Origin of the sequence: Phenylobacterium sp. (assembly GCF_036502675.1) — a bacterium.
GTDB lineage: Bacteria > Pseudomonadota > Alphaproteobacteria > Caulobacterales > Caulobacteraceae > Phenylobacterium.
In genome coordinates this window covers 1-20,237 of record NZ_DASXYF010000056.1, presented here as the reverse complement: position 1 = coordinate 20,237, position 20,237 = coordinate 1, and the positions used below count along the sequence as shown (strand labels likewise).

Annotated in this window: 24 protein-coding genes and 2 pseudogenes; 16 read left to right on the top strand and 10 right to left on the bottom strand. The window is 67.9% G+C overall.

Going from position 1 to position 20,237, the window contains the following annotated elements:
- From VGL30_RS06705 to recR, 3 genes and pseudogenes are all read left to right on the top strand, one after another.
- Positions 1-284: pseudogene (locus VGL30_RS06705) on the top strand (DNA polymerase III subunit gamma/tau); the annotation flags it as partial.
- A 6-nt stretch (positions 285-290) separates the two neighbouring features.
- Positions 291-614: a YbaB/EbfC family nucleoid-associated protein gene (locus VGL30_RS06700; RefSeq protein WP_331538104.1), complete on the top strand. Its 324-nt coding sequence runs from the start codon at positions 291-293 to the stop codon at positions 612-614.
- Positions 615-662: 48 nt separating this feature from the next.
- A complete protein-coding gene (recR, locus tag VGL30_RS06695; RefSeq protein ID WP_331538102.1) occupies positions 663-1,265 on the top strand; it encodes a recombination mediator RecR in 603 nt (200 codons plus the stop codon).
- Positions 1,266-1,297: 32 nt separating this feature from the next.
- Here the strand turns inward: recR and dnaN are convergent, their stop codons facing one another.
- The 3 genes from dnaN to hrcA form a co-directional block, all read right to left on the bottom strand.
- The gene (gene dnaN, locus VGL30_RS06690; RefSeq protein ID WP_331538100.1) at positions 1,298-2,416 is read right to left on the bottom strand and encodes a DNA polymerase III subunit beta; all 1,119 of its coding nucleotides are present in this window, start codon (positions 2,414-2,416) and stop codon (positions 1,298-1,300) included.
- Between the two features lie 173 nt (positions 2,417-2,589).
- A complete protein-coding gene (gene grpE, locus VGL30_RS06685) occupies positions 2,590-3,198 on the bottom strand; it encodes a nucleotide exchange factor GrpE (RefSeq protein ID WP_331538098.1) in 609 nt (202 codons plus the stop codon).
- A 12-nt stretch (positions 3,199-3,210) separates the two neighbouring features.
- Positions 3,211-4,278 (bottom strand): heat-inducible transcriptional repressor HrcA, encoded by a 1,068-nt coding sequence (hrcA, locus tag VGL30_RS06680; protein ID WP_331538096.1) that lies wholly within the window; start codon positions 4,276-4,278, stop codon positions 3,211-3,213.
- Positions 4,279-4,384: 106 nt separating this feature from the next.
- Here hrcA and rph point away from each other — a divergent pair, with 106 nt between their 5' ends.
- A complete protein-coding gene (gene rph / locus VGL30_RS06675) occupies positions 4,385-5,104 on the top strand; it encodes a ribonuclease PH (RefSeq protein WP_331538094.1) in 720 nt (239 codons plus the stop codon).
- 128 nt (positions 5,105-5,232) lie between these two features.
- On the opposite strand, the gene VGL30_RS06670 is transcribed toward rph, so the two are convergent.
- Entirely contained in the window at positions 5,233-5,448 is a 216-nt protein-coding gene (locus tag VGL30_RS06670) for a helix-turn-helix domain-containing protein (protein ID WP_331538092.1), read from the bottom strand.
- A gap of 2 nt (positions 5,449-5,450) precedes the next feature.
- Entirely contained in the window at positions 5,451-5,978 is a 528-nt protein-coding gene (locus tag VGL30_RS06665; RefSeq protein ID WP_331538090.1) for a DUF2975 domain-containing protein, read from the bottom strand.
- Positions 5,979-6,098: 120 nt separating this feature from the next.
- On the opposite strand from VGL30_RS06665, the gene rdgB reads away from it, so the two are divergent.
- The 8 genes and pseudogenes from rdgB to VGL30_RS06625 form a co-directional block, all read left to right on the top strand.
- A complete protein-coding gene (rdgB, locus tag VGL30_RS06660) occupies positions 6,099-6,701 on the top strand; it encodes an RdgB/HAM1 family non-canonical purine NTP pyrophosphatase (protein ID WP_331538088.1) in 603 nt (200 codons plus the stop codon).
- Positions 6,698-7,852 (top strand): radical SAM family heme chaperone HemW, encoded by a 1,155-nt coding sequence (gene hemW, locus VGL30_RS06655; RefSeq protein WP_331538086.1) that lies wholly within the window; start codon positions 6,698-6,700, stop codon positions 7,850-7,852. Before rdgB ends, hemW begins: the two co-directional genes overlap by 4 nt.
- Before the next feature lie 203 nt (positions 7,853-8,055).
- Complete coding sequence (rsmI, locus tag VGL30_RS06650) at positions 8,056-8,928, top strand: 16S rRNA (cytidine(1402)-2'-O)-methyltransferase (RefSeq protein WP_331538084.1); 873 nt, start codon at positions 8,056-8,058, stop codon at positions 8,926-8,928.
- Positions 8,925-9,302 carry a YraN family protein gene (locus tag VGL30_RS06645; protein ID WP_331538082.1) on the top strand — a complete coding sequence of 126 codons (378 nt, stop codon included), beginning with the start codon at positions 8,925-8,927 and terminating at the stop codon, positions 9,300-9,302. The genes rsmI and VGL30_RS06645 overlap by 4 nt, the downstream gene beginning before the upstream one ends.
- Before the next feature lie 19 nt (positions 9,303-9,321).
- Positions 9,322-10,137 carry a transglutaminase family protein gene (locus VGL30_RS06640; RefSeq protein WP_331538080.1) on the top strand — a complete coding sequence of 272 codons (816 nt, stop codon included), beginning with the start codon at positions 9,322-9,324 and terminating at the stop codon, positions 10,135-10,137.
- The gene (locus tag VGL30_RS06635) at positions 10,137-10,598 is read left to right on the top strand and encodes a PH domain-containing protein (RefSeq protein ID WP_331538078.1); all 462 of its coding nucleotides are present in this window, start codon (positions 10,137-10,139) and stop codon (positions 10,596-10,598) included. Before VGL30_RS06640 ends, VGL30_RS06635 begins: the two co-directional genes overlap by 1 nt.
- Positions 10,599-10,657: 59 nt before the next feature.
- Positions 10,658-11,605: a glutathione synthase gene (gshB, locus tag VGL30_RS06630; protein ID WP_331538076.1), complete on the top strand. Its 948-nt coding sequence runs from the start codon at positions 10,658-10,660 to the stop codon at positions 11,603-11,605.
- A gap of 135 nt (positions 11,606-11,740) precedes the next feature.
- Positions 11,741-12,655 (top strand): annotated as a pseudogene (locus tag VGL30_RS06625) (YifB family Mg chelatase-like AAA ATPase); the annotation flags it as partial.
- Positions 12,656-13,183: 528 nt separating this feature from the next.
- Here VGL30_RS06625 and VGL30_RS06620 read toward each other — a convergent pair.
- The gene (locus VGL30_RS06620; RefSeq protein WP_331538074.1) at positions 13,184-14,233 is read right to left on the bottom strand and encodes an IS1595 family transposase; all 1,050 of its coding nucleotides are present in this window, start codon (positions 14,231-14,233) and stop codon (positions 13,184-13,186) included.
- A gap of 111 nt (positions 14,234-14,344) precedes the next feature.
- Between VGL30_RS06620 and VGL30_RS06615 the strand changes: the two genes are divergently transcribed.
- Entirely contained in the window at positions 14,345-14,599 is a 255-nt protein-coding gene (locus VGL30_RS06615) for a DUF6471 domain-containing protein (protein ID WP_331538072.1), read from the top strand.
- Between the two features lie 549 nt (positions 14,600-15,148).
- Here VGL30_RS06615 and VGL30_RS06610 read toward each other — a convergent pair.
- Complete coding sequence (locus VGL30_RS06610; RefSeq protein ID WP_331538070.1) at positions 15,149-15,475, bottom strand: nuclease; 327 nt, start codon at positions 15,473-15,475, stop codon at positions 15,149-15,151.
- 165 nt (positions 15,476-15,640) lie between these two features.
- Between VGL30_RS06610 and VGL30_RS06605 the strand changes: the two genes are divergently transcribed.
- Complete coding sequence (locus VGL30_RS06605; protein WP_331538068.1) at positions 15,641-16,414, top strand: hypothetical protein; 774 nt, start codon at positions 15,641-15,643, stop codon at positions 16,412-16,414.
- 498 nt (positions 16,415-16,912) lie between these two features.
- Here the strand turns inward: VGL30_RS06605 and VGL30_RS06600 are convergent, their stop codons facing one another.
- Positions 16,913-17,137, bottom strand: a complete 225-nt coding sequence (locus VGL30_RS06600; RefSeq protein WP_331538066.1) for a helix-turn-helix transcriptional regulator — start codon at positions 17,135-17,137, stop codon at positions 16,913-16,915.
- Between the two features lie 240 nt (positions 17,138-17,377).
- Between VGL30_RS06600 and VGL30_RS06595 the strand changes: the two genes are divergently transcribed.
- Positions 17,378-18,133, top strand: coding sequence for a hypothetical protein (locus VGL30_RS06595; RefSeq protein WP_331538064.1), 756 nt, complete (start codon positions 17,378-17,380; stop codon positions 18,131-18,133).
- Between the two features lie 257 nt (positions 18,134-18,390).
- Entirely contained in the window at positions 18,391-18,828 is a 438-nt protein-coding gene (locus VGL30_RS06590) for a hypothetical protein (RefSeq protein WP_331538062.1), read from the top strand.
- A 162-nt stretch (positions 18,829-18,990) separates the two neighbouring features.
- Here VGL30_RS06590 and VGL30_RS06585 read toward each other — a convergent pair whose 3' ends face one another.
- Complete coding sequence (locus tag VGL30_RS06585) at positions 18,991-19,440, bottom strand: hypothetical protein (protein WP_331538060.1); 450 nt, start codon at positions 19,438-19,440, stop codon at positions 18,991-18,993.
- 114 nt (positions 19,441-19,554) lie between these two features.
- Positions 19,555-19,710: a hypothetical protein gene (locus VGL30_RS06580; protein ID WP_331538058.1), complete on the bottom strand. Its 156-nt coding sequence runs from the start codon at positions 19,708-19,710 to the stop codon at positions 19,555-19,557.
- Positions 19,711-20,237: the final 527 nt, after the last annotated feature.

The following is a 20,237-nucleotide window of genomic DNA, read 5'->3' as shown; positions in this document are numbered from 1 at the left end:
CGGCCCCCGGCGCCCCGGCCAACCTGGCCCAGCGGCTGGTCAACCGGCTGAAGGAGTGGACCGGCCAGCCCTGGCTGATCGCCCAGGGCGGCGGCGGCGCCGAGAGCCAGTGGGAACGGCAGAAGCGCGAGGAGCGCCAGGTTCGCGACGAGGTCGCCCAGGACCCCTTCGTGCGTGCGGTGATGGCGGCCTTTCCGGGCGCCGAGATCACGAGCGTGCGCAGCCTGCCGCAGCCAGAGGTTCCGGCCGCAACCGACGACGATAGTGAAGACGACGAGGACTGAGCCGCCATGAAGGATTTCGGCAACCTGATGAAGCAGGCCCAGGCCATGCAGGAGAAGCTGGCCGACGCCCAGGCCAAGCTGGCCGAGCTCACGGTGGAGGGGACGTCCGGCGGCGGCATGGTCAAGCTGACCCTGAAGGGCTCCGGCGAACTGGCCAACGTGCTGATGGACGAAACCCTGCTGGCCCCCGGCGAGGGGGAGGTGCTGGCCGACCTGATCGTCGCCGCCCACGCCGACGCCAAGCGCAAGCTCGACGCCGCCCAGGGCGACATGATGCGCGAGGCGGCGGGCCCGCTGGCGGGCATGAACATCCCCGGGCTGAAGTTCTAGCTTGGCCGTGCCCGCCCCATTCTCCCGCTCGTCCCCGGCGGGCCGTTAGTGGCCGCGTCCGCCGGGCCCGAGATCGAACGGCTGATCGGCCTGCTCGCCAAGCTGCCGGGCCTGGGGCCGCGGTCGGCCCGGCGAGCGGCCCTGGCGCTGCTCAAGCGGCGCGACCAGCTGCTCAACCCGCTGGCCGCGGCGCTGGCCGAGGCCTCGGCGCGGGTGAAGACCTGCGGGGCCTGCGGCTCGCTGGACACCCAGGACCCCTGCGCGGTCTGCGCCGACGCCAGCCGCGACGCGACCCTGCTCTGCGTGGTCGAGGAGGTGGGCGCGCTCTGGGCTATGGAGCGGGCGAGCGCCTTCCGCGGCCGCTACCACGTGCTGGGCGGCCTGCTGTCGGCCCTGGACGGCGTCGGGCCCGAGGCGCTGCGCGTCGGCGGCCTGCTGGCGCGGGCGGCGGACGGGACGGTGCGCGAGGTGGTGCTGGCCCTGCCGGCCACGGTCGACGGCCAGACCACCGCCCACTACCTGGCCGAACGGCTGGCCGCCTCCGGCGTGGCGGTGACCATGCTGGCCCGCGGCGTGCCGGTGGGCGGCGAACTGGACTGGCTGGACGACGGCACGATCGCCCAGGCCATGCGGGCCAGGCGGCCGGCGTAGGCCATGCTCCCCGGGCGGAGGAGCAGGCTGGATCACACCCGCAACGGCATCAGCACGTACTGCACGTCGGCGTCGAGCGGATCCAGCACCAGGGCCGGGTCGTTAGGGCCGCCGAAGCGGAATTCGGCGGTCTCGCCGGAGATCTGGTCGGTGACGTCCAGCAGGTAGCGGGCGTTGAAGGAGAGCTCGAAGGCGTCGCCGTCGTAGTCGATCTCCAGCTCCTCGACGGCCTGGCCGGCCTCCATGTTGCGGACGGTGAGCACCATGCGGCCGGACTCGATGGCCATGCGCACCGAGCGGCTCTTCTCGGCCGAGATGGTGGCCACCCGGTCGACCGCCTGGGCGAACAGCTTGTTGTCCAGCAGCATGATCTTTTGGTTGTCGCGCGGGATCACCCGGACGTAGTCGGGGAAGTTGCCGTCGATGACCTTGGAGGTCAGGCCGGCGTGGCCCAGCTCGAAGCGCACCTTCTGGGCGCTGAGCTGCAGGTCGACCTGCTCGCCGGCGTCCTCCAGCAGGCGGCGGGCCTCGGCGACGGTCTTGCGCGGCACGATGACGCCCGGCGCCCCGGCCGCCCCCTCCGGCGCAAGCATCTCCGCCAGCGCCAGGCGGTGGCCGTCGGTGGCCACGGCGCGCAGCTTGGAGACGCCGTTCTCCACCACCGTGTGCAGGTAGAGGCCGTTCAGGTAGTAGCGCGTCTCCTCGGTGGAGATGGCGAAGCGGGTCTTGTCCATCAGCCGCATCAGGTCGGCGACCTGCACGCTGATGCGGCTGGAGAGGCCGTCAGAGCTCATTACCGGGAAGTCGCCGGCCGGCAGCACCGGCAGGTTGAACCGCGAGCGGCCGGCCGAGACCGTCAGCCGCGGGTCCTCGCCGGTGAAGCTCAGCGAGACGTCGGCGCCCTCGGGCAACTTGCGGACGATCTCGTAGAGGGTGTGGGCGGGCGCGGTGATCTGGCCGGGCTGGTCCACCTGGGCCAGGGCCTCGTCGATGATCTCCAGGTCGAGGTCGGTGGCCGAGAAGGTCAGGCGATCGCGCTCGGCCGAGAGCAGCACGTTGGACAGGATCGGGATGGTGTTCCGCCGCTCCACCGCGCTTTGCACGTGACCCAGCGCCTTCAGGAGCGCGGTCCGCTCGATCGTCAGCTTCATGTTGTCGTCCGGCCTCCCACATGCCGAGCGCGACCGCTTCGCGCCCTTTCCCCGATGGGGAGGGGACTTGCGACTTTAAGCATTTTCGGAGCCGCTGGAAGCGCCTTCCCGGCTCTTCATGGGAGGGTGTCGCATGTGGGCTCGCCTGGGAGACGCCGAGCTAGGCCGCCGCCCTAGGCCCGCCGGTCGACCGAGCCGCCGGCGTCCTCGTCGTCGCCCGCGGCGTAGGGGTTGGCCGCGGCGGGCTCAGCGGAGGGCGTCTCGCCGGAGCCCTTGGCGGCCACCACCACCATGGCCGGGCGCACGATGCGGCCGAACAGGTCGTAGCCCGGCTGCAGCGCCTGGATCACGGCGCCGCCGGCCACCTCGTCGGAGGGCTGCTCCATCATCGCCTGGTGCTGGTGCGGATCGAACTTGGCGCCCTTAGCGGGATCGATCTTCTTCAGGCCGTTGCGCTCGAAGGCCTGCTGCAGTTCCTTCTCGGTCATCTCGACGCCCAGCACGAAGTTCTTCACCCCGGCGTCGTCGGTCCCGGGCGTGGCGGCCAGCGCGCGGGAGAGGTTGTCGGCCACGCCCAGCAGGTCGCGGGCGAACTTCTGGATGGCGTAGGCGCGGGCGTCGTTGGCCTCGCGCTCCGAGCGGCGGCGGGTGTTCTCCGCCTCGGCGGCGAAGCGCAGCACCTGCTCCCTGAGGCTGGCGACCTCGGCGCGCAGGGCTTCGGCGGCGGGCGCGTCGGCCGCGGCCGTCTCGATCTCTTCGGCCGGGGTTTGATCGTCGGACATGGTCTTCCTGGGCTAAGAGTTCATCACCTGGCCAAGCACGCGGGCGGTGTAGTCCACCAACGGGATGATCCGGGCGTAGTTCAACCGGGCGGGTCCTATCACGCCGATGGCGCCCAGGACCCGCTGGTTTCCGGTCATATAGGGTGCGGCGATCACAGCGGAACCCGAGAGTGAAAAGAGCCGCGTCTCGGCGCCGATGAAGATCCGCACCCCCTCGCCCTCGCGCACCCCGTCCAGCAGGCTGATGAGCTGCTCCTTCTGCTCCAGGTCCTCGAACAGCATGCGGACCCGTTCCAGGTCTTCCAGCGCCTGGGCGTCGCCCAGCAGGTTGGCGCGCCCGCGGACGATCAGGGCCCGCTCGGTCTCGCCGCCGCCGCTCCAAGCGGCCATGCCGTCCTCCACCAGGCGCGCGGCGGTGACGTCCAGCTCCCGGCGGGCGCGGTCGAGATCGCCGCGCAACGCGGTGCGCGCCTCCACCACCGTACGACCCATCATCCGGGCGTTGAGGAAGTTGGACGCCTCCTGCAGGGCCGAGGGGGTGACGCCGGCGGCCAGCCGCACCAGGCGGTTCTCCACCGTGCCGTCCTCGAAGACCATGATCGCCAGCGCCCGGTCGGGGGCCAGGGCCACGAACTCAACATGCTTGACGCCGCCGTCGCGCACCGGCGTCACCACCACGCCCGCGCCGCCGGCCAGGCCGGACAGGATGGCGCTGGCCTCGTTCAGCGCGTCCTCGTAGTTGCGGCCGTGGGCGCGCAGCCGGGCCTCGATGGAGCGGCGCTCGTCCTCGGCCACGTCGCCCACCTCCAGCAGGCCGTCGACGAACAGCCGCAGGCCCGCGTGGGTCGGCAGGCGCCCGGCGCTGACGTGCGGCGCGCCCAGCAGGCCCAGGTGCGTCAGGTCCTGCATGGTGTTGCGGATCGAGGCGGCCGACAGCGGCACCCCGGCGCGGGAGATGGTGCGCGAGCCCACCGGCTCGCCGGTCTCCAGGTAGGTCTCGACGATGCGACGAAAGATGTCGCGGGCGCGCTCGTCGAGCTCGCCTAGGGTCGGGCCGCGAGAGAAGAGGGGCGTGGTCACAAAGGGTGGCGGCGTCGCGCGTTTGCAGGCCCATGGACGGAACCCTGACGATCTAGGATAAGCCCCGCCTGTTGCGGCGCAAGGCCGTGTCGCCCTGGAGCCTCCCATGCGTCCGTCCGAACGCGCCGCCGACGCCATGCGCCTCGTCACCCTGGAGACCGGGGTCAACCGCTATGCCGAGGGCTCGTGCCTGGCGAGCTTCGGCCACACCAAGGTGCTGGTGACCGCGAGCCTGGAGGAGGGCGTGCCCTCGTTCCTGCGCGGCCGCGGCCAGGGCTGGGTGACCGCCGAGTACGGCATGCTGCCGCGGGCGACCCACACCCGCGGCCGGCGCGAGGCGGCGGCCGGCAAGCAATCGGGCCGCACCCAGGAGATCCAGCGGCTGATCGGCCGCTCCCTGCGCGCCGTGGTCGACCTGAAGGCCCTGGGCGAACGGCAGATCAGCGTCGATTGCGACGTGATCCAGGCCGACGGCGGCACGCGGACGGCGGCGATCACCGGCGCCTGGGTCGCGCTCAGGCTGGCTACCCGCTACCTGCTGGACGAAGGCCTGATCAAGACCGACCCGATCCTCGACCAGGTGGCGGCGATCTCCTGCGGCGTGTTCGAGGGCGTCCCGGTGCTGGACCTGGAGTACGAGGAGGACTCCAACGCCGAGGCCGACGCCAACTTCGTGCTGACCGGGGCCGGCGACATCGTCGAGATCCAGGCGACCGGGGAGAAGCGCGGCTTCACCCAGGCCGAGTTCGAGTCCCTGTTCAGCCTGGCGCGCAAGGGGATCGGCGAGCTCTGCCTGGTGCAGAAGGCGGCGACGGCGATCGGCTGAACGGGCCTAACCCAATATCCGCTCACCCCGCGGAGGCCCGGGCCCGGGTGCCGCCCACCAAACGCTCAGGCTGAATCTGGGTCCCGGCCTTCGCCGGGATGAGCGGTGTATATGCTGTCCGCTGCGCCCTACTCCCCCTCCCCCGGCTCGTAGCGCAGCAGGTCGCCGGGCTGGCAGGCGAGTTCGCGGCAGAGGGCGGCCAGGGTGGCGACGCGGATGGCGCGGGCCTCGCCGGCCTTGAGGATGGCGAGGTTGGCGGCCGTCACCCCGGTGCGGTCGGCGAGCTCGGCCAGCGACATGCGCCGGTCGAGGAGCAGCTGGTCGAGGCGCAGGCGGATCGGCATGGTCAGATGGTCAGCTCGGCTTCGCGGCGCAGGCGGGCGCCCTCGCGGAACACCTCGGCCAGGACGAACACCACCAGCACCGAGAACCAGGCGGTGAGGCTGAGGCGGGGCTCGACCTTGTCCACGCCCGGCAGCCGCGCGCCCAGCCCCCAGACCAGGTAGCGCATCAGCTCCAGCCCGGCGAGCATCAGGCCGATGATGCGCAGGCGGCGGACGTTGTCCGGGTGGAAGGGGTCGCCGGCCATCAGGGTCACGAAGATCCGCCGCAGCCGGTCGACGATGACCAGCACCGCGGTCATGGACAGGCCGGCGGCCAGCAGGCCCCCGGCCAGCACGGGCCCGCGGAGCAGGATCTCCGCCGCGGCCTCGCCGCCGGCGAGCCGGGCCAGCAGCGCCGGGTTGAAGGACAGCAGCAGGGCCGCCACGACCAGCACGAGCAGGCCCGCGACCCCGCCCCACAACGCCACGTACACCACGTCCAGGACGATCTTCAGGAAGCTGGAAATCGAGCTCGGACCCAAGGCGCGCATGTCGGTGGCCCTCCTGGCGCGAGCTTAGTGGATCGCCCCCGCGACGGCGACGGGCCGCGTCGCGAATTGCCGGCCCCGCGCGCGCGGCCTATCTAGGCCGCCGGACAAAGGCGGACGCTCATGGCCCTGAAGCTCGACCCCGGCCAGCGCCTGGTGCTGGCGACGCACAACGCCGGCAAGGTGCGCGAGCTGGCGCAGATCCTGGAGAACCGTTTCGAAGTGGTCTCCGCTGGCGAGCTGGGCCTGCCGGAGCCGGAAGAAACCGAGACCACATTCGCCGGCAATGCGCTCCTGAAGGCCCGCGCCGCCGCCGAGGCCGGCGGCCTGGTCGCCCTGGCCGACGATTCGGGCCTGTCCGCCGCCGCGCTGGACGGGGCGCCGGGGATCTTCTCGGCGCGGTGGGCCGGGCCGGGCAAGGACTTCGCCCTGGCCATGCGCCACGTGGAGGAGCGGATCGCCGAGGCCGGACGGCGGCTGGAGGACGCCTGCTGGTTCACCTGCGCGCTGGCGGTCGCCTGGCCGGACGGGCCGGCGGTGGTGGTGGAGGGCCGGGTGGACGGGCGCCTGACGTTCCCGCCGCGCGGCGACCGCGGCTTCGGCTACGACCCGATCTTCACCCCGGACGGCGGCGCCCTGACCTTCGGGGAGATGGAGCCCGCGGCCAAGGACGCCATGAGCCACCGGGCGCGGGCCTTCGCAAAGCTCAAGGCCGCGCTGTTTTGACCGTTCCCGCGCCGCTGGGGGTCTACGTCCACTGGCCCTACTGCGCGCGGATCTGCCCCTACTGCGACTTCAACGTCCGCCGCGACCGGGGGCAGGCCGAGCAGGCCCTGCTGGTGGAGGCGATCCTGGACGACCTGGCGGCGCAGGCCGCGCTGACCGGGCCCAGGACCCTGGCCTCGGTGTTCCTGGGCGGCGGCACGCCCTCGCTGATGGACCCGGAGGCGGCGGGGCGGATCATCGCCCGGGCCAAGGCGCTGTGGGCGCCCGCCGCCGACCTGGAGGTGAGCCTGGAGGCCAATCCCACCGACGCGGAGGCGGGCCGGTTCGCGGCCTTCGCCGCGGCGGGGGTGGGCCGGCTTTCCCTGGGCCTGCAGTCTCTGGACGACGCGGCGCTGGCGGCGCTGGGCCGCAACCACGACGCGGCGGCGGGGCGGCGGGCGGCGGCGGCGGCGCGGGCGGCGTTTCCGCGGCTGTCCCTCGACCTGATCTACGCCCGGCCCGGCCAGACCGCGGCGGCGTGGCGCGAGGAACTGGGCGAAGCGCTGGCGCTGGGGCCGGAGCATGTCTCGCCCTACCAGCTGACCATCGAGGCCGGCACGGCCTTCGACCGGGCGGTGCGGCGCGGCGCGCTGGTCCCGCCGGGAGAGGACCTGGCTGCGGACCTGTTCGACGCCACGCAGGCGGTGCTGGAGGCGGCGGGGTTCGACGCCTACGAGGTCTCCAACCACGCCCGGGGGCCGGGGGCGCGCTCGCGGCACAACCTCGTCTACTGGAACGGCTGGGACTATGTGGGCGCAGGTCCCGGGGCGCACGGACGGCTGACCCAGGGCGGCGTGCGCCACGCCACCCGCGCCGCCGCCGCGCCCCCCGACTACATCGACCGGGTGCGGGCGGCGGGGACAGGCCTCGTCGAACGGGAGGCGCTGAGCGCGGTGGAAGCGGCGCAGGAGCGGCTGCTGATGGGCCTGCGGATCGACGCGGGCGCGGCGTTCTCGGAGCTGGCCGCCCTCGGACTGACCGCGGAGCATCCGAAGGTGCGGGCGCTGCGCGACCTGGGCCTGGTGGCGGACGATCCCGCAAGGCTGCGGGCGACCCGCGCAGGCCGCCTGGTGCTCGACCGCCTGACCGGCGACCTGGCGGCGTGCGGCTGAACCGGTTCGCGCAAGGCGGACCCCAACTCCGCTCACCCCGGCGAAGGCCGGGGCCCAGGTGAAACCCACCAAACGCTCAGGCTGAATCTGGGTCCCGGCTTCGCCGGGATGAGCGGGTTTAGATACCGCGAATCAGCCCGAACACTGGCCCGGTCAGGCGAGCCCCCTTGCCATCGGCTGCGTGAGCGGCGAACCCTCCGGCCATGGCCCATCCCGTCCCCCCGCCGCCGTTGTCCGACGCGCCCCTGGCGCCGGGGCTCTATGTGGTGGCGACGCCGATCGGCAACCTGCGCGACATCACCCTGCGGGCCTTGGACGTGCTGCACGCCGCCGACCTGGTGCTGGCGGAGGACACCCGGGTGACCGGCAAGCTGCTCTCCGCCTTCGCAATCTCGGCGCGGATGGAGCGCTACGACGAGCACGCGGCCGAGCGGACCCGGCCAAAGGCGCTGGCCGTGCTGGCCGAGGGCGGGCGGGTGGCGCTGGTCTCCGACGCCGGCACGCCGCTGATCTCCGACCCCGGCTACAAGCTGGTGCGCGAGGCCTGGGCGCAGGGGTCGACGGTCTATCCGATCCCCGGGGCCTCGGCCCTGCTGGCGGGGCTGTCGGCCGCGGGCCTGCCCACCGACCGGTTCCTGTTCGCCGGCTTCCCGCCGCCCAAGCCGGCGGCGCGGCGGGCGTTTCTCGCCGAGCTGGCCGGGATCCGCGCCACGCTGGTGTTCTATGAGGGCGGCTCGCGGCTGGCGGCCAGCCTGGCCGACATGGCGCAGGTGCTGGGGCCGCGCGAGGCGGCGGTGGGACGGGAGCTGACCAAGCTCTATGAGACAGTGACCCGCGGGACCCTCGACGTGCTGGCCGCCGACCGGCAGTTCGCCGCGCCCAGGGGCGAGATCGTAGTGCTGGTGGGACCGGGCCGCGAGGCCGCCGCCACCGCCGCCGACGCCGACCGGGCCCTGGCCGACGCGCTGACCCGGCTGGCGCCCGGCGAGGCGGCTTCGGAGGTGGCCAAGGCGCTGGGCCTGCCACGGCGCGACCTCTACCGGCGGGCGATGGACCTGAAGGGGGCCGGGCGGTGAGCCTGGAGGCCCGCCGCGCCCGCGGGACCGCCGCGCGCCGCGACGGACGCCGGGCGGAGGTGTGGGCGGCGATCTGGCTGATGGCCAAGGGCTACCGCATCCTGGGTTTCCGGCTGAAGACCCCGCAGGCGGAGATCGACCTGCTGGCCCTGCGCGGCCGGGTGCTGGCGGTGGTGGAGGTGAAGCGGCGGGTCTCCCTGGCCATCGCGCTGGAGACCGTGACCCAGGACCAGCGCGACCGCCTGCGCCGCGCCGGGGCCACGCTTGCGGCGCGCAGGCCGGGATTGCAGGACGCCGCCATACGCCTGGACCTGATCGCGCTCGCGCCGGGGAGGCTTCCCCGGCATAGTCCGGACGCGTGGAACGGCGCGTGAGGCGTAGGCAGAGACCGGCATGACCCGCGAGGAGGCGGAACATATCCTGATCGAGGCCGGCAAGGCCGACGACGACGCCTTCCCCCTGCTGGAGGCGGCGGTGGCCTGCTCGATGCACGAGGACCCGACGCGCGATCCGCTGCTGGCGCACGACCTGGGCGCGGCGGGCGTCGAGCGCCTGACCGAGCGGCTGAAGGGGGAATCGGCGGAGGAGGCCCTGGCCGAGGCGATGGCCGGCGACCTCAGCCTGGCCGGCGACCTGTTCACCTACGAGCACCCCGACAACGCCGACATCATCGCCGTGGCCGAGCGGCGCAAGGGCCTGCCGGTGGCGCTGGGGGTCTATTACCTGCACGTGGCGCGCAAGTGCGGCCTGACGGTGCGGGGCGTCGATTTCCCCGGCCACTTCCTGCTGCGGATCGAGACCGACGAGGGGCCGCTGGCGCTGGACCCGTTCAGCCAGGGCCGGGTGGTGCTGCCGTCGGAACTGACCCGGCGGGCGCTGCACGCCGGCCTGACCCCCGACGTGGCCGACCGGCTGGACCGGCTGATGGCGCCGGTCAGCGACCGGGCGGTGCTGATCCGCCTGCAGAACAACATCTTCGCCCGCGCCCAGAACGTGCGCGCCTATGGCCGGGCCGAACGCGCCGCCCTGCGCCGGGCGCTGATCAACCCCGGCGACCACCACCCCTGGCTGGACGTGGCCGCCGCCCGCGAGGGCCAGGGCGCGCTGGCCGGGGCGCTGGAGGCCCTGGCCAAGGCCTCGGCGCTGGACGGCGGCGCCGCGCTGGCCGCGCGGGCCCAGCGCGAGCGGATGCGCCTGAAGCTGAACTGATGCTCGACGGGGTGGACCTCGACCGGGCGCCGGTCGTGCTGGTGCAGCGGCGCTGGCAGACGGCGCTCATGACCCTGGCGGCCGCATTGGTCGCCGCCGTCGGCATGACGCTGTGGCGAGGCCAGGCCTGGTGGTTCGGCGCCGCCGTCACAATCCTGTTCGGGCTGTTCGCCGCGGTCGGCCTGGCCCAGGTGATCTCGCCGTCGCAGCTGACCATCGACCGTAGCGGCCTGCGCTTCGACGAGTGGTTCCGCAGCCGCAGCTGGCCCTGGGGCGAACTGGCGAACTTCCACGGCGTCCGCGGCACTCTGTGGTTCGAGCACCAGGGCCGGCTGGTGAGCCTGCAGCTCCTGCAGGGGATCATCGGCATGGCGCCGGCGGGCTGGAGGGGCGGACTGCGGCTGATCAGCGCCCTGAAGCTCAGCCCGGTGCTCGAGGCGGCCCGCGCCCGCTGGAGCTGAACGCTGGCGCTTCGCCGCGCCCGCGCCTATGTCAGCCGTCCGCCTCCGAGGAGTCCGCCATGCCGCTGCAGGTCGCCGTCCAGATGGACCCGCTGGAGGCGGTGAACGTCGAGGCCGACACCACCTTCCTGATGATGCTGACGGCCCAGGCGCGCGGCCATCAGCTGTGGGTCTACACGCCCGACAAGCTGGCGCTGGAGGACGGCCGGGTGAGCGCCCGCGGGCGGCCGGTGCGGGTGAAGGCCGAGAAGGGCGCGCACGCTGACTTCGGCCCCTGGGCGCGCAAGGACCTGTCGGAGATGGACGTGGTGCTGCTGCGCCAGGACCCGCCGTTCGACATGGCCTACATCACCACCACCCATTTCCTGGAGGCGATCCACCCGAAGACCCTGGTGGTGAACAATCCGGCCGAGGTGCGCAGCGCGCCGGAGAAGCTGTTCGTCACCGGCTTTCCGGGCGTGCAGCCGCCGACCCTGGTGACCAGCGACGCCGAAGCCATCCATGACTTCCGCGCCCGCCACGGCGACATGGTGCTGAAGCCGCTCTACGGCGGCGGCGGCTCCGGCGTGGTGCGGCTGGCGGCGGACGACTCCAACCTCGACGCGCTGCTGGAGCTGCACGCCCTGATCGGGCGCGAGCCGGTGATCGCCCAGAAGTTCATCCCGGCGGTCTCCAAGGGCGACAAGCGCATCCTGCTGGTGGACGGCGAGCCGGTGGGCGCGATCAACCGGGTGCCCGCCGCCGGCCAGGTGCGCTCCAACCTGCGGGTCGGCGGGCGGGCCGAGGCCGTGGAGCTGACCGCCCGCGACCAGGAGATCTGCGCGATCATCGGCCCTGAGCTGAAGCGGCGGGGCCTGCTGTTCGTGGGCGTCGATGTGATCGGAGATTACCTGACCGAGATCAACGTCACCTCGCCCACCGGCGCCCAGCAGCTTAAAAGGTTTACCGGAATCGACGCCGCCGACATCCTCTGGACACGGATCGAAACACTTCGCGCCGCACGTTAGCGCCTCGTCCGAACTTATGGCGGCAGATGACGGATTCGTATCATTTACCCCAAAAGTTCCTTTTTTGTTCTTGATCCGAACCGCGGCCTGTGTTGCCCTTGTGGATAAGTCGGGATCACGGATTGGGGGCGTTTGATGGCCGCACGGGTCGTCACCGTGGCGTTTCAGGGGGTGGACGCGCGCCGCGTGGACGTGGAGGTCCAGCTCACCGGCGGCGAGGCCAAGTTCATGCTGGTGGGCCTGGGCGACAAGGCGGTCGCCGAAAGCCGCGAGCGGGTGCGGGCGGCGTTCGCCGGGCTCGGCCTGGCGATGCCGGCGCGGCGGATCATCTGCAACCTGGCCCCCGCCGACCTGCCCAAGGAGGGCAGCCACTACGACCTGCCGATCGCGCTGGCGGTGATGGCGTCGATGGGGGTCGTGCCGCCCGACGCCCTGGCGGGCTGGGCGGCGGTGGGTGAATTGTCCTTGGACGGACGGATCGCCGGCGTGGCCGGCGTGCTGCCCGCGGCGGTGGCGGCGGCCAGCTTCGGCCTCGGCCTGATCTGCCCGGAGGCCAGCGGCGCGGAGGCGGCCTGGGCGGGGGAGGTGCGCCTGCTGGCCGCCCCCTCGCTGGTGGCGCTGATCAACCATTTCCGCGGGACCCAGCTGCTGTCGCCGCCCCGGCCCGGGCCGCTGGTGGAGGGGGCGCGCACGCCCGACCTGCGCGAGGTCAAGGGCCAGGAGAACGCCAAGCGGGCCCTGGAGATCGCCGCGGCCGGCGGCCACAACCTCTGCTTCCTGGGGCCGCCCGGCTCCGGCAAGTCGATGATGGCCGCGCGGCTGCCGGGCCTCTTGCCGCCGCTGACGCCGGAGGAGCTGCTGGCCACCTCCATGGTGCATTCGGTGGCCGGCCTGATCGCCAAGGGCGAGCTGACCCGCGCCCGGCCGTTCCGCGCGCCCCACCACTCCGCCAGCATGGCCGCCCTGACCGGCGGCGGGTTGAAGGCCAAGCCGGGCGAGGTGTCGCTGGCCCACAACGGGGTGCTGTTCCTGGACGAGCTGCCGGAGTTCTCCGCCATTATGGAGCAAACGCACCTAAGCCTTGGGTAAGCATGTCCGTTCAGGCGGCCTTAGCCCCTCTGACGGCATCGTCCTGTATGGCTGATAGGAAGCGAATTATTCGACCGCTTGAACGGCAGTACGCCATCCTGCGAGGGAAGTTCAACGAGGTTGAGCGCACCGTGGAACCCATCTTCGGGGTCCGAGCGATTCTTGCGAAGTGGGTCGAGATCGAGTCGGAGAAGCGCTTGCTAAAACGCAGAATGGATCAGCTCGAAGGTGCAATTCGCGAATACGAGCCCTCGTGGGAGGGCGAACAAGTAAAGCCGATCGCGCCTCGCGGTCCATCGCGCGCGGTGGGCACCATCTCTCGCCGTGTTCTGGCGATCATGCGCGTCCAGCGGCGACCAATGTCGGAGCGTGAGATAGCGCTGATCGTAGCCGATCAGTTGGGCATGAAGTCGCCGAGTAGTCGGGAAATCACCAAGATCGTTAAAGCAATCGACAGCGGTCTGAACCGACGCCTGAAGGCCGGCAGGGTTAGAGTCGAGGGCGAAAATCCGAAACGATGGTCTTTGGTCTTGGCTTCCACGCCCGAACGATCTTCGGTGGACGTGGACCCCGTCTCTGCCAGTAGCCCTTCCAGTCGCGTGAGATCGGCTGCTTAGCGGCGGCACCGAGGACCATCGCGAACTGGTCGCCGTTGCTGGTCCGGCGAAAGTCCTCCCGCCATGTCACCTCGGTCGCATATGCCTGTAGGTAGCGTCCCGAGATATGGTGGTGAACACCGCGCTCGTTGCGGCGCAAGCGCGAGTTCAGGCTCTCCACGTTATTCGTGTGGACACCGTTCCGTTTGGACCATTCCTTACTGTGGTTGACGGGTTCAGCTTGGTCGAAGTAGGCGCTTAGGATGTTCCAATGCGAGCCCTCGTCGGTCACGACGGTGGCGCTAGGATGCACACGCTTCAGGATCGTATCCAGGGCTTCGCTCTCGTCCATGAACACGAAGGACAAGCTTCGGCCACCGCGCCCGCGTTCACGCATGCTCACGACGCTCCGCCGTTTGCCGTTCCTCGGCTGGCGATCGCGTTGACCCTTGTTGCCGATGTTACCCATCTTGATCTTGCCGCCAACCCAGGCGCCGTCGATCTCCACGACGCCAGTAAGCATCTCGGCTGTCGCCATCGCGCCGAACACCTCGCGCAGTTTGTGCGCCATGACGAACGCCGTCTTGTAGCTACAGTTGATCTCTCGCGCCAATCGGAGTGCAGCAACCCCGTTCACCCCATTCACAAAAATACAGATCGCCGACAGGATGTCTTGGTAGTACATCTTCCGGCTGGCGAAGATCGTACGCGAAGTGGCGGTGAACTGCTTCTCACAGGCCTTGCACTTGAAGAGTTTGCGAGGAGCGCGGTACTCATAGACGGCGGTGCAGCCACAACCGGGACTGGGGCAGACCGGCTTCCCCCCGTTGTCCGCAAAGCGGACCGCCTTGAACGCGGCGTAGGCCTCGGGCTCGCTCATGCGAGCGACCTCCAGGAGGCTTAGCGACCGCGCTTTGGCGCTCAGGAGAAAGTGCTGCTTCAAACCATCCTTCCGTGCTTACGCATCATATTTGATGCTTCTGCACGAAGGACGGCGTCATTGCAAGCGCAAACGCATCGTATATGATGCTAAGGCATGACAGATGGAGCGCTGATGCCGGTGGATCACGACGCCAACACGATGACCGGCTGGGAGTACAGCGCCATGACGATCATCCGAACCGAGATGGCCCGACGTCGAATGAGCTACGCCAAACTGAACGAGGCGTTGGCGGCGATTGGGGTGGAGGAGAACGAGCGGAACCTCAGGAACAAGATCGCCCGTGGGCGGTTCTCAGCCGTCTTCTTCCTTCAGTGCCTCAAGGCGATAGGTGTCAGGGAACTGGACATCACTCAGGCAGAGGTTTGACGTCGCGGCAGTCGCGAAGGGCTCACAAGGGTCTGATTAGCTAAGCCTGCGAGCTCGACTACGGTGGGGCTCAAGCCGTAGCCGGCTTTGGTCCAATGGGGGCGACTGGATTGCAGGTGTCGGATTTCGTTGCTGGCTGGGGAGCGGTTGTCGCAACTACCCTAGCCGGGATTAGAATCTACGAAGTAATCGGAAACCGCCCGCGTCTCGAAGCCGACAGTAGCTTCAGCTCCTCGTCTGATGGAGCCAATACGATAGTTATATGCAATACAGGGACGACGCCAGCGCTAGTCAACTATTGGGAACTTACATGGGCACGGCGTCACTACTGCTGGACGGTGCTCGATAGATTCCAGGAGTTGCCCGAGGATGGACGTTGCGACATCACGATACCGTCCCATGGGCGCGCTACCCTGACATTTCGCTACCAGCGTTGGTTCCCGATAACGCGCGAGATCGAGGGGCGCCAAGTCAAGCTCTACCTAAAGCTCTTTCTTGCCGGCCGCCGCCGGTGCATCTGGTTGCAGGTGTATCCATTCGATTAGCGGGCTAATGCCCGTTCCCGCCCTCGATGACACCCGCCCGCCGCATCCGTTCTCCGATCGACACCCCGCCAATCGTGCAGCGCGCCACCACCCGGTCGTAGCTCCGCTTTCCCGCCACGCAGGTAGCCGTCTTCCCCATCGCGATCCGCTCAAGCGCGGCCTTTGCCTGGGCACCGCCGGGGGCGTGTAGTTCCGGAGCGTAGAAGTCCGCCACGCGCACTTCGACCCAGTCGTGCGGCGAAAGCCCGACCGCCACGCATAGACTGTCGCCGTCGCCGACGTAGGTGACAGGTCCGGTGAAGGTCGCGCCGCGATGCAGGTAGGAGGGCACCGGCCCACTATCGGGGATCGCGTGGCAGGGGTCGGCGAGGGCGGGCGACACCATTAGGGCCAAGGACGCCGCAAGGACGCTTACGAGTGAGCGCCCGAACACGGTGACGGGCGTGGGGCGCTGATAACCGGAAGGTAGGAGGTCGGCAGGCAGGTTGAGATTCCAGTGGCGCTCTTGAACTTGGGCTCTTGGAACCAACTTGGGGCGCAGGTCGAGATGGGCATTGAGGTGTCAGCGGCAAAGGTCGTGACGATCAATGACCAGCATGAAATCGGCGTGGACACCTCGGTCGCCGGCAATCCGATCTTCGGAAAGTTCAAAGGCATCACGCTCGTCCACGTGTTCAGCCGGAACCAGAAGGGAAGCCGCCGAGATGACGGCAACCCATTGATCCATGCCCTAAAGGGCAGAAGGGGCTTTTCGATCACGGAGTTTTGGAAGGGGCGGCTTATGGCGCGCGCCCGGACCATTCTGGCAAGCATCCCCAACAGTCTTGAGGGTTTCGACTATTGCCTGCCCATGCCCTCGTCCTCGCCCTTCTGCACGCAGTTCGCCGCCGAGGTTTCGGCCGTGTCCGGCGCGCCGATCCTGGATTCCTCCTTTCTGCGCAAACGCACTGTCGGGGAATTGTTGGCGGACATCGGAGCCAACCCGCCTAAAGTCCGCGAGAGCGCGAAAGGGGCGTTCAAATCGCAACTGCACGCTTGGCAAAGAATGGACCCGGCCGCGACCTATCAGGCCAAGGACGTGGAGGTCGCCCTGAGGCAGCACTTCCCCCCCTTTGTTCCGGACGGGGACCCGCCCGACGTTGCGGGCAAGCGCATCCTGGTCGTCGATGACGTGTTCGCGACGGGGACGTCGCTGGCCTCGGTGCGGGAAATCGTGCAAAATCAGCTCGGCGCACGGGTCTCGGCGATCTTTTTCCTGAGCGGGGTGTGATGGGCGGGCCGAAGTTCATCTTGACAACCCACCCCCTCACCATCTATAAATATCTATTAAATCGGAGCAATCCGCGACCTTGTATCAACCTCAGGGTCGTTAAATATGAGGCAGGGCCAAAACCTTGCAGGTCCGCGCTAGCACCTATCCCGAGGTCGTACCCTTAAGGGGAGAGTATCGGGAAGGCCATGAAGCGGGTGGTCGCAATTCGAAAGGGAGGCTTCGGCCTCCCTTTTTTTTGCTCGAAGATTTGGTTTGGCGCGACGCACCCGTGCGTGCGCTTCGCGGTCTCTGGGCTCCTTGGCCATCGCGAGACTTTCCTGGCTGAATCAGGCGATACGTCGGGAAATCTGAGCCCCTCCAGCTATCCATCACATGACCGCAGCCGCATTCATAATTGCCTTGTCGCCGATTATGACCTTAACCGCGGTCACCTCGTAGACAGCCCTGCATTCAGGGCACGATCTGGAGATTATCGGCCTGTCTGTCACCGAGCCGCTAAGGCTCGCCAAGCATGTCGCGTGTCAGTAACGCCGCCGGCTCCGTCTCCAGCGCCTCTGCCATCTTCACCAGGAATTTGAGGGACGGGTTCTCTTCGCCGCGCTCGACGCCGGCGACATATCGCATCGCCACCCCGGCCTCATGAGCAAGTTGCTCCTGCGTCAGGCCCTTCGCCTTCCGCAGGCGGCGAATGTTCGCCCCAACGACCGCCTCCCACTCCATGAGGGCATGAGGCGGCGACAAGCAGAATAGCTCTAGGAGCCATTCTGCCTATTTTGTTAACCTTTATAGGCAAAATAGGCCCCATTGCACGAGGGGCTGAAAATGTCTGATCAGGTCGTCTTCAGGCCGTGCGGGGACACCGGAAGAACAGCCGCCAACCTATCGCGTTGGGCCGCATTCGCAGCGCTCCTGGGAAGTGCCACAATCCTCGCGGGATGTGCCTCCACCCCGGAATACAAAATGGTTCCCATCGCCGAACATGACGTCGGCGTCCGTTTCGCTCGTGGCAACGCCGCGATGGTGTCGACCGGAGAATTCGGGTCCGTGGTGCTGCTCCCGATCCGTTACAACTCGACCAATAAGCTCCGTTTCAGTGTCGCGGCATTCAACACGTCGGGGCGTCCGGTCAATTTCGGAACCGAGGATATCCGTATCCGGCTGCGCAGTGGCGACTACCTCCCGGTGCAGGATTTCGACTATCTCCGGCAGGAGGCGAGGATCGAAGCCGAACGCGAGATCACTGCCGCCTGGGTGAGTGCCGGCATCGAGGGATTGCTGGCTTACCAGGAGAACGAGGGCCGCCTCAACCGTACCGCCATCGCCTATCGGCGTGCGACGGGCGATCTCGCGGCTTCCACCGCCTACATTGAAGCCAAACTCTTCGGAACTGTCCGGGAGCATGGTCGGACAGTGCTTCAAACCACCACGATCGATCCCGGCACCGCCTATGGCGGGGCGATATTCGCGGACCAGATATCGGTCCCGCCGGGCTCAGTCGACGCGATCGATGTCGAGGTTAGGTTCGGGGGCGAACTGCATCAGTTCAGGATCGCAATCGCCCCTTCAGGCACGGCGTCGCCGGTTCTAGCCGGAATCCCCGCCGTCACCCAACGGGAGATGCGATCGATCCAGAACACACCTCAAACGTGGATGTGGGATCGACCTGCTTCGGAGACAAAATATCAGTATCGAGGACGCGGGGACCTGGAACGCTGACCGAGTCCGCCTGGCGACGCCAAGGCTGCCACCTCGGATTATATGAGGAGCCGCATCCGAACTATTCGATTCCGATTATCGGAGTGCAGAACGAAATCTGGGACATCGTTTGTAAGGACCAGCATGGCAGCGCCACCTGCAAGAAGCACGGTCGTTAAGCCGGGATCAGTGCGCTCCTACGCAGTGGGCATCTCGGTGATCGGCACCGGCGATTAAACAAGCACCGGCCACACCATGCGAGCGTCTTCGCGTCTCGAATGCACCGCATCTTCACCCTGAGCTTCTACGCTAATCCGGCTATGCGCGTGGAGAAGCTTATGAAGCACTTTGCCCTTCTCGGCCCAATCCTGACCGTTTCACTCAGTGTGACCAGCTCCGCACTGGCGAGTGACAAACCACCGCAACGGGACGCTCTCACAACGTATTCAGATTGCACCTTGGATGCGGCCCTTCGCCTGGATGATTTCCGGTCAGATGCAGCAACCATCGCGCGCGCAATCCAAAGTAACTGCGCGATCGAATTTGAAATTTGGAAAAACGAGACTGCCGCCTATATGACGTCAGTGGATGATAGACATTCTGTTTCTAAATCCTTGGAGCGAGATCAGGACAATTTACTTATTAGTATGGTTCTAAAGGTGAGAAAGGCACGCGACGATCTGATCGCCGCCGAGTCGACTAAGCAGCACCAGTAGTTTGCGCAATGAGCACTCTCGCTACCTCGACGCGGTCTACGCCTCGCGCGACTACCCGACCGTCGCATATCCCCAGGTAGCCGTCGTCGCCCAGGTAGGACCGGACGATCTGATACAGTCGGCGCCCGCGCGTGAAGCGCAACGGCTCGTTCCGGGGGCGGTTCATCGGACCAGCTCCCAGCCTTTGTAGGGACCGTCCGTGGTGACCGAGCGCGCGAGTCCCTTTGCTTTCATCGCGGTGAGACAGGCTCCGACCCTCTTCCGCATCAGGACGGTGGTCTGGTCGTCCGCCTTCAGCCCTCGCGTCTTGATCTGCGCCTGGGTGATCTCCAGCGACGTGAGGGGCGAGCTGGCTCGTTTCAGCGCCACCAGCACGAACCGTATCATCTCGCCCTTCTGGGCGCGGTGCTTTGTCGGATACCGCTTTACTCGGCTGGTGTCGGCGTCCGGGTCGAACAGCCGGATCGTCGCATCGACGTGGTCGAGGTCGCAGATGATTTTGCGGAGTTCGGCCCGGTGGAATTTCAGCAGGGCGGCGAGTTCGGCCCGTTTGTCGATCAGGCCGGCGATGGTGTTTGGGCGTTCTGGTCTAGCTTCCATGCGGAAGAACATAGATAGAACAACGATTTAGTCACCTTAGAGCTAGGTGTGTTTGCTCCATAATGGCGGAGTTCTCCGCTATTATGGAGCAAACACACCTAGCCGCTTGATCTGCTCAGATGTGGTCTAGCGGACCCGATCCCGCGCTGTGATCGGCAGGTCTGCGAACATTTCCTTGAACCCTTCGAGCGCCCACCTGCCGGCGTCCTCGTGCGATGCGAATATCGGCTTGGTGCGGGCGAACGGCTTTGCGGCGTCGTCGGGATAATAGGCCCTCGGCATAGAATGGGTACCGCCTCGGAGTCGTAGACTGTCTCGATGCGGTACGTAGCCGTTTGCGCCTCGCCAAAAAAGAAGGCTGTTTTCACGTTAAGTGTAGGCGACGGTTAACGCTCGTTATCCGACGAAAACTTGAATGCGGCAGGCATGTCTTTCGAGGGTTTGAATATTTTAGGAAGCTCCGCCTACGACCTTGTGCTCTTCTTCCGGCTTACCCCAAGGATTTCGCGCATGACTGCGCGATAGGAATACCCCGAATAGCGCAGGGACACCGAATATAAGCGACCAGAAAACAAAGATCTCGGCGATTTGTTCGTCGGTCGGGACGTATCCATCGTCGTCATACAGGTAGCAGCCGCCACCGGGGGCGGGGTCACTATCTAAGCAAGTCGCTTGCCCTTGACCTACAGCAAACACGAGAGCGATTCCGAAACACCACGCAGCGCAGGTTATTAGGGCGCGCCCTCGACCGCGTTTTTCGCCGCTTTCCGTGGCGAACCTAAACGATTGAAAGACAACAAGTACGAAAA

Bases quoted from the DNA above. Each gene is read 5' to 3' on its own strand.
- dnaN (WP_331538100.1), bottom strand. From the start codon at position 2,416: ATGAAGCTGACGATCGAGCGGACCGCGCTCCTGAAGGCGCTGGGTCAC.
- rdgB (WP_331538088.1), top strand. From the start codon at position 6,099: ATGGCCCTGAAGCTCGACCCCGGCCAGCGCCTGGTGCTGGCGACGCAC.
- VGL30_RS06670 (WP_331538092.1), bottom strand. From the start codon at position 5,448: ATGCCGATCCGCCTGCGCCTCGACCAGCTGCTCCTCGACCGGCGCATG.
- rph (WP_331538094.1), top strand. From the start codon at position 4,385: ATGCGTCCGTCCGAACGCGCCGCCGACGCCATGCGCCTCGTCACCCTG.
- gshB (WP_331538076.1), top strand. From the start codon at position 10,658: ATGCCGCTGCAGGTCGCCGTCCAGATGGACCCGCTGGAGGCGGTGAAC.
- VGL30_RS06615 (WP_331538072.1), top strand. From the start codon at position 14,345: ATGCCGGTGGATCACGACGCCAACACGATGACCGGCTGGGAGTACAGC.
- VGL30_RS06635 (WP_331538078.1), top strand. From the start codon at position 10,137: ATGCTCGACGGGGTGGACCTCGACCGGGCGCCGGTCGTGCTGGTGCAG.
- VGL30_RS06585 (WP_331538060.1), bottom strand. From the start codon at position 19,440: ATGTTCTTCCGCATGGAAGCTAGACCAGAACGCCCAAACACCATCGCC.
- VGL30_RS06600 (WP_331538066.1), bottom strand. From the start codon at position 17,137: ATGGAGTGGGAGGCGGTCGTTGGGGCGAACATTCGCCGCCTGCGGAAG.
- VGL30_RS06590 (WP_331538062.1), top strand. From the start codon at position 18,391: ATGCACCGCATCTTCACCCTGAGCTTCTACGCTAATCCGGCTATGCGC.
- VGL30_RS06595 (WP_331538064.1), top strand. From the start codon at position 17,378: ATGGTTCCCATCGCCGAACATGACGTCGGCGTCCGTTTCGCTCGTGGC.
- VGL30_RS06665 (WP_331538090.1), bottom strand. From the start codon at position 5,978: ATGCGCGCCTTGGGTCCGAGCTCGATTTCCAGCTTCCTGAAGATCGTC.
- VGL30_RS06640 (WP_331538080.1), top strand. From the start codon at position 9,322: ATGACCCGCGAGGAGGCGGAACATATCCTGATCGAGGCCGGCAAGGCC.
- rsmI (WP_331538084.1), top strand. From the start codon at position 8,056: ATGGCCCATCCCGTCCCCCCGCCGCCGTTGTCCGACGCGCCCCTGGCG.
- VGL30_RS06580 (WP_331538058.1), bottom strand. From the start codon at position 19,710: ATGCCGAGGGCCTATTATCCCGACGACGCCGCAAAGCCGTTCGCCCGC.
- VGL30_RS06700 (WP_331538104.1), top strand. From the start codon at position 291: ATGAAGGATTTCGGCAACCTGATGAAGCAGGCCCAGGCCATGCAGGAG.
- grpE (WP_331538098.1), bottom strand. From the start codon at position 3,198: ATGTCCGACGATCAAACCCCGGCCGAAGAGATCGAGACGGCCGCGGCC.